General features: G+C 57.4%; 5 protein-coding genes. All 5 read left to right on the top strand.

Features of this window, described 5'->3' with window-relative positions:
• Positions 1 to 92: 92 nt before the first annotated feature.
• Positions 93 to 425, top strand: a complete 333-nt coding sequence (locus VGI36_08030) for a hypothetical protein (GenBank protein HEY2485082.1) — start codon at positions 93 to 95, stop codon at positions 423 to 425.
• Between the two features lie 682 nt (positions 426 to 1,107).
• Positions 1,108 to 1,896: an amidohydrolase family protein gene (locus tag VGI36_08035; protein ID HEY2485083.1), complete on the top strand. Its 789-nt coding sequence runs from the start codon at positions 1,108 to 1,110 to the stop codon at positions 1,894 to 1,896.
• Between the two features lie 191 nt (positions 1,897 to 2,087).
• Entirely contained in the window at positions 2,088 to 2,705 is a 618-nt protein-coding gene (locus tag VGI36_08040; GenBank protein HEY2485084.1) for a hypothetical protein, read from the top strand.
• A gap of 629 nt (positions 2,706 to 3,334) precedes the next feature.
• Positions 3,335 to 4,507 carry an oxygenase MpaB family protein gene (locus VGI36_08045; GenBank protein HEY2485085.1) on the top strand — a complete coding sequence of 391 codons (1,173 nt, stop codon included), beginning with the start codon at positions 3,335 to 3,337 and terminating at the stop codon, positions 4,505 to 4,507.
• Positions 4,508 to 5,144: 637 nt separating this feature from the next.
• A partial coding sequence (locus tag VGI36_08050) for a hypothetical protein (protein ID HEY2485086.1) occupies positions 5,145 to 6,238 on the top strand: 1,094 nt, incomplete at its 3' end.

Here is a 6,238-nt window from a genome sequence, read left to right on the forward strand (position 1 = left end):
TTAACTCGCGGATACGCCGTAAAGCGGGCTTAATTGTGGCGAGCATTTCGAATTTCCCTTAGACCGGGAAATGTCCGGCAAACTGGCTGCGTATGGCTGGATCGCATGTGGAAGTGGACCGCCGCGCTGGCCCGACCGGCGAGTGGGTGGTAGAAGAAGCCACTTTTAGCCTTTACGCGATCTCGGATGCGTTGCAGCGCGGTGCGGTAAACCAGATCAAGTCGAATTCTGTACGCAATCTGTTTCGCGAGATAGGGGGTGAGCTACACAAAATGTGGATTCCTAGCCGCGACACCGTAACCGGGGTTGCCGCATTTCACTTTAACCGGCGAATGGGCGGATGTGCGACCTTAGAGTTCCTTGAATGGCGGGAAGGACATGTTCCTCAGAGCGATACAGCTGCCGAGCGTTCCCTTGTGGGATAGCACCAAGGCAACCCTGTCTGAGCGGCACAATCTGAAGTCTTCGCAGTCTACGTCGGGGGACTCTGGTGTGAGGACGCGCTCGGCATGCTTGTGGTGCCTGCGACGTGTTGGTCGTCGTCGCGACATTTCTGTTCGTTACACTTTCCTCGGTTTGCGCGCAGAGAGGAAGTTACACGCTGCAAGGCACTTTGCTAACGCCGAATGAGACCATCGAAGGTGGCTCTCTGACCGTGCACGATAGCAAGATCGTGCAAGTCGGAAAGGGAGGAGCAGCAGAAGCGGGACCAACCATTGAGGTTCATGGAGTGATCATGCCTGGAATGAACGATCTCCATGACCACCTTACCTGGAATGTTCTTCCGCGGTGGAAGCCGGGTCGCTTGTTCGGAAATCGATATGAGTGGGAGGAAAGCGCAGAATACTCTCATGCGCTAAAAGACCCTGAAGGGTCACTAATAAACGGTGGCCTCGGATGCGACGCCGACCTCTTCGGAGAGGTCAAAGCGCTTGCTGGTGTGCAACCTCAGTCGTAGGAAGTTACGCGGGAAGGAGGGATCATCCCGGAGAGAACGCTTGCATCGAAGGGCTCACGCGAAGCCTCGACTTTTATCCTGAACTTGGCAAGCAGAGCTACCGAGCGGTTGCCTACGAGATTTTTCCTTTCGAAGTTGCACCCGAACGAATGGATCTCTATCGACGCCAACTCGCCGATGGAAGCCTGACTTGCCTTCTGATTCACGTTGCCGAGGGATCACCCACCGATGCAAGCGCACATCGTGAATTCAGAATCTTGAAGGCTCAGGGCCTGCTTCGTAGGGGAGTCGCCGTGATCCATGGGGTCGCGTTCCGCCAAGAGGACTTCAAGGACATGGCGGCAAACGGCGTCTCGCTGGTCTGGTCGCCAAGGAGCAACTACGAGCTTTACGGCGCCACCACCCGAATACAGGAGGCAAAAGGTTCCGGGGTGACAATCGCGCTCGCCCCCGACTGGAGCCCCACGGGCAGTGCGGGAATGTTGCAGGAGTTGCGCCATGTGGCGGATTGGAATCAACAAAACAAGGTATTTCAAGACAGCGAGTTAATTGAGATGACCACATCCATTCCCGCCCAAATCGCGGGATTGGGTGACCAACTAGGCACGCTCGCGCCCGGTCGCCAAGCCGACCTGCTGGTTTTGAAGAGCTCGAACAAATCAGCTTTTGCGACGGTCCTCTCAGCCGGGCCTGCCGAAGTCGAGTTGGTTGTTGTCGGAGGCACACCGATGTACGGCGATGGCCCGCTAATGGCCAAGTTGCTGCCAAAGGCCAACCTCGAGGCACTCTCAATATGCGGTGTGGAAAAAGCGCTATACATGGGTGACACTCCGGAAGCGCGGAGCGCCGCCAATGAGTCATTTGCCAAAATCCGCTTACGTCTGAACGATGCGCTGCGCAACTCGGGTACCATGCTGGGTCCCTTCGAGTGCCAATAGGGGGTTCGGCCTTGCCACCGGTACATTTGACTATTGTGGTAAGTGGTCTATGCCACACACCGAGGGCTGCTCGCGTGTTTCACGGAAGCCTTCCCTCGCCTTGCGAGCTACGGCGTGACTTCGGGAACCCCCAATTGCAATAGCCTTTGCCGAGACGGGCTGCCGCAAGCTCATCAACGACGAGCCGTTAAATGAAGAGAGTCAAGCTGCAATGGATTAAGCGTGAGCGGCAAAGGCTCGGAATCCAGATGCATGCCAATGAAATCTTCTTCATCGCCCGCGCCATCAAGCCGCCGGTGAATTTCCTCATTTTCGGGATGGGAAATGACTCCCCTTTCTGGTTCAAGCTGAACCAGCGCGGACGGACTGTCTTCGTCGAGGATCAGGAGGAATGGTTCCGCAAGATCCGTGGCGAGAATCCTTCCCTGGAGGCGTACCTCGTCACTTACGGGACTACGCTTACCGAGGCCATGGAGCTGATCGACTGTCCGGGAAGGCTAGCAATGGACCTTCCTTCCGACATCAAAAAGACCCAATGGGACGTCATCCTGATCGGTGGCCCCGCGGGATACGAGGATAGCACCCCTGGGAGGATGAAAAGTATTTACGAGTCCTCCCGTCTTATCAGACAAGGCGGAAGCGTTTTCGTGCACGATCAGGAAAGGGCGGTGGAGAGAGCCTACGGCGACCGATATCTTTTGAAGGCCAATGTGGTGGCGGAGGTCAAAGGACGCGCCACCTTACGTCACTACAGGATATTGGCGCGCGACCGGGAGGGCGCCGACAGCCCGGTCGGAGTGATAATGTAACCGCCCTCAACGGACGCGACTGCCGACCGGTCTGCCCTGTCGGAACAGCGGCACATCTTTCCTCAACATCAGATGATAGCGGGGTTGGACCTGCGTTTTGCAGCTCATCTTTGAGCCCACAAGTCGAGTACCCGGGTTCGCACCGGTCCTTGGCAATCGCGGCTCTTAACTCCCCCGGCTGCTGCAGCCCGCGCGCGGCCTGGAGGGCTTGCTCAGCCGTCCGTGGGCCGCAAGTCACGGAGAGTCTTTAGATTGACTCGTAGTGGTTGGAGCAGAGGGTTCAGCACGACGATTTTGTCGACCAGTTCTGGCAGAAAAACGGGGGAGGTTGCTGGTGGTAATGTCAAGTCTCGGTCTCTGTTGCGCCCAGGTCGCGCTGGGGTCAGGCGGCATCAAGTTGGATCGGTTCACTTTGTGCCTGCGCTTGCTTTTAAGCCGCCGATTCACTGCTTCCAAAAGCAGGGCGCAAAGCGGATTCGCGTGCGGTTCGGGTTTGCAAAGCATGGGTCTTAGTGAAAGAGTCGGCCAGCGATGGGGGGCACCTGCTCGACTCCTAAATCTAGGAGGATTCGATCAAACCACTGACCGCAACCTCTGCGGTACGAGCTTAACGTAACGCTTATCTATCGATGGCTTCGGTGCGCTGGAACGATGCGATGCTGGATCGGATGCGCCTGGTCGGCGACCCTCCGGCGGATGCGGCGATCGAGGCCACCTTTGCCGCAGGTCAGCAGGCGGCCGCCCAGACCTTCATGGCGGATCGCATGACTAACGCTGCGCCGGTACCTTCCTCGCTGCCGTCACAGTTGCGGGAGTTCCTGGAGAAAAGCAAGATCGATGCGCTACCGAATCCCACCCGTGTCGCGGTGGCGCAGAATGTATTCGTTGACCACGGTCCGGAAATCCTCGCCACGCTCGGATGTTACTCGCTGCCATCGGCGTACGCCGCACGCAAAGGCGTCCAGGTCCTGCATCGGACTGCCTACCTGGCCAAGCGTCCCAATCGCCGCTTGTTCCGGACCATGCAGATGGTAGTGGACGTGATGGAACCCGGTGGGCTCGGTCCGGACGGCTACGGAATTCGTACGGTTCAAAAGGTACGGCTAATTCACGCGGCGATTCGCTATCAGCTCCTGCACGCGAAGTGGGATGGTTCGCTGGGAATTCCCATCAACCAGGAAGATCTCGCGGGAACGCTGCTGACTTTTTCCTACCTGCCCGTGGAAGGGTTGCGTAAACTTGGCGCAACCATCCCCGGCGAGGCAGCAGAGGCATATTTCGAGACCTGGTGTGCGGTGGGCAGATTGCTCGGCGTGATGCCTGAGATGATTCCGGAGGAACTGGAAGCCGGCGCAGAATTGGAAGATCTTATCTGCAAGCGCCAGTTTGCGCCCTCCGACGAAGGCAGGGAAATGACCCGAGCCCTTACCGAAATGCTAGAGCGGAATTCTCCTCCGCTGCTGGAGGGTGTGCCGACGGGTCTGATGCGGCTTTTCATGAAGGGGGAAGTGGCCGATTACCTGGGAATCCCCAATAGCGAGCTGGATAGGAATCTAGCCGGCATAGCAGTGCACTTCAGCAGATTCGTCGATTTGGACCTCCAGGAATCGCAGTGGCGAGCAATGATCTTTCGCCAGCACATCCTGAGCTTGATTGAGGTCATGATAAAGGCCGAAGGGGGACCCGAGCGCGACTTCTTCCGGCTTCCCACTGAGCTGCACGAGAAGTGGCGGGGAGCTAATCCCGAGTCCGAAGAGGGGATCTGGGGTCATCTCGCGCAGTGGATCGTGTCGCGCGTTTAGACCGCCACTGCGGTGTGCGGCTTCCATCAACCTGAGGGATGCTCGGTGGAATCTGCTCCAAAGTGACGAATTCCTACCGCCCGCGAACGCCGGCGCGAAAACCGTTTAGTGACGAAATCCGTCGCTTTGATGGTCGGGGATGGAGACACCGCACGTCGTTGGCCTCCTCGAGTCGAGAAACTGGCTTCTTTCAGACGCGTTTCCCGCTGAGTTACCGCTGCGTTCACTCGAACTGGCCAGCTCCACACCCTCCAGGGGGTGCGAAATCGAGGTTTGCTCGCGACGCCCTGGTAGGTGTCCTTCAGGGTTACGAGCAGACTCGCCAGACCTGGCGTTGCGATTGTCGGCGAGTCGATCATCGAAAAGTCTCACGATTGTCAAAGTTCCAAACGACAAGCCACGTCTAGATAGTTGTGCGACCCTCACCCCAGCTGATTTCGGGGAAAACTGGCAATCGTCAGGAGGGCGAAAGAATCGTCCTGCCAGAAAGGGACAAAATCCCTTTTCTTGATTGACACTCAGCGAAATCGAACCCTACACTCCGCGGTAGGAAGGATGTTGCTCTCCGGTTTGAAGCGGCCCTGACGTTAATCGAGCGGAAAGTACTAACCACTACGCCACCGAGGAGGTAGCGATCGTGCTCAACACCGAAAGATTCAAACGGCTTGCCTTTGTTGTTGGTTTAGCGCTGCTGCTGTTTAGTGTCGCGTCGGCGAATGCCGCGGATACGGACGATTCGGGCTCCTTTCTCGCGAGCCTCAAGAACATCGCCAACCCGAGTACGGTTCCCGCGAATGGCGACCAAAATCCGTACGGAGTAGCCTTCGTTTCCCACGGCGGAGATTTACTTAAGGCGGGCAGCATTCTGGTCTCCAATTTCAACAACAGTATGAATCTGCAGGGGACCGGGACTACCATCGTGCAGATAAACAAACATGACAACCAGTCGCTGTTCTTCCAGGGAAAAAGGGGGCTTGGCCTTACAACCGCCCTCGGCGTGCTGCCGCAGAACCTGGTTATAGTGGGAAACGTTCCAACCACGAATGGCATGTCGGGCACCGTTATGCAGGGGAGCCTTCTGATTATCAGCCCGAAGGGAGTACTCATCGATACCCTGACCAGTTCAACAATGCTTGATGGCCCCTGGGATTTGACGGTTCAGGCCAATGGCAACTCAGCACTGGTTTTTGTTTCCAACGTTTTGAGCGGCACGGTCACGCGTCTCAACATCAGCGTGAAGCGAGGCACGGCGACGGTTACGAGCATGACGCAGATCGCTTCGGGATACCTGCACCGAACCGATCCGGCTGCTCTGGTCATCGGACCGACCGGCCTGGTTTTCGATAGCAGCAAGGACCTGCTCTATGTTGCGTCGACCGGAGACAACGAGATCTTCTCGATTGCCAACGCGGCGACCACCACCATGGACAACGGCATGGGCACGGTAGTGTACAGCGACCCCGCACATTTGCACGGTCCGCTGGCCCTGGCGATGGCGCCCAATGGGGATTTGCTAACCAGCAACGGTGATGCAGTGAATCCAGACCCAAGGCACAACAGCGAAATTATCGAATTCACCCCAAGCGGCAGCTTCGTCGACGAGCTTCAGGTCGATTCTGCCGTTGGCGCCGCTTTTGGCATAGCGGTCTCGAACGGTGAACTTGCGGCCGTGGACGACAACACCAACACGCTGCGCATCTTCGTCGACTCAGACGCGGACACTGGGAGGGG

The organism is Candidatus Binataceae bacterium, from assembly GCA_036495685.1.
In the GTDB taxonomy this organism is placed as follows: Bacteria; Desulfobacterota; Binatia; order Binatales; family Binataceae; genus JAFAHS01.